Annotated in this window: 1 protein-coding gene and 1 pseudogene; both read left to right on the top strand. The window is 64.3% G+C overall.

What is annotated here, in order from left to right; all coding sequences use genetic code 11:
* The coding region (locus EN935_RS36255) for an aminotransferase class III-fold pyridoxal phosphate-dependent enzyme (protein ID WP_127374242.1) at window positions 1-1,094 on the top strand (1,094 nt) is incomplete at its 5' end.
* A 9-nt stretch (window positions 1,095-1,103) separates the two neighbouring features.
* Window positions 1,104-1,307, top strand: a pseudogene (locus EN935_RS36250) (Zn-dependent oxidoreductase); the annotation flags it as partial.

Below are 1,307 nucleotides of genomic sequence, written 5' to 3'. Positions count from 1 at the left end.
CGATAACGCTGGCCAAGATGATCATCGACCGCGCGCCAAAGGGCATGTCGAGGGTCTATTTCGGCCTGTCGGGCTCGGATGCCAACGAAACCAACATCAAGCTGATCTGGTACTACAACAATGTGCTGGGACGGCCGGAAAAGAAGAAGATCATCTCGCGCTGGCGCGGCTATCACGGCTCGGGCGTGATGACCGGTTCACTGACCGGGCTCGACCTGTTCCACAACGCCTTCGACCTGCCGCGCGCGCCGATCCTGCATACCGAGGCGCCCTACTATTTCCGCCGCGCCGACCGCTCGATGAGCGAAGAGCAGTTCTCGCAGTATTGCGCCGACAAGCTTGAGGAGATGATCCTGGCCGAGGGCCCGGAAACGGTCGCTGCCTTCATCGGCGAGCCGATTCTCGGCACTGGCGGTATCGTGCCGCCGCCGGCTGGCTACTGGGAGAAAATCCAGGCGGTGCTGAAGAAGTACGACGTGCTGCTGGTCGCCGACGAGGTGGTGACGGGCTTCGGCCGGCTGGGCACCATGTTCGGCTCCGACCACTATGGTATCAAGCCGGACCTGATCACCATCGCCAAGGGCCTGACCTCGGCCTATGCGCCACTGTCGGGCGTCATCGTCGCCGACAAGATGTGGCAGGTGCTGGTCGAGGGCTCCGACAAGCTCGGCTCGCTCGGCCATGGCTGGACCTATTCGGCGCATCCGATCTGCGTTGCCGCCGGGGTCGCCAATCTCGAACTGATCGACGAGATGGATCTGGTGACGAATGCCCGCGAGACCGGCGCCTATTTCCGCGCAGAGCTGGCCAAAGCGGTCGGCGGCCACAAACATGTCGGCGACGTGCGCGGCGACGGCATGCTGGCGGCGGTCGAGTTCGTCGCCGACAAGGACGACCGGGTGTTCTTCGACGCGTCGCAGAAGATCGGGCCGCAAGTGGCGACGGCGCTTGCCGCAAGCGGCGTCATCGGCCGCGCCATGCCGCAGGGTGACATCCTCGGCTTCGCCCCGCCGCTCTGCCTGACCCGCGAAGAAGCCGACATCGTCGTTTCGAAGACGGCTGATGCGGTGAAGAGCGTGTTTGCCAATCTCTGAGATCGACCGATGAATGCCATGACCAGAACCCTCCCCGCCACTATGGCCGCCGTGCTGCTCACCGGGCACGGCGGACCGGAAAAACTCGTCTACCGCAGCGATGTGAAAGTGCCCGCGCCTGCCGCCGGCGAAGTGCTGGTCAAGGTCAGCGCTTGCGGCATGAACAACACCGACGTCTGGGTCCGCCAGGGCGCCTATGGCACGGAAGAGGAC

The sequence above is a fragment of the Mesorhizobium sp. M7D.F.Ca.US.004.03.1.1 genome, assembly GCF_003998635.1.
Lineage (GTDB): Bacteria > Pseudomonadota > Alphaproteobacteria > Rhizobiales > Rhizobiaceae > Mesorhizobium > Mesorhizobium loti.
The sequence above is the reverse complement of the archived record's forward strand: the minus strand, read 5'-3'. Positions and strand labels throughout refer to the sequence as shown.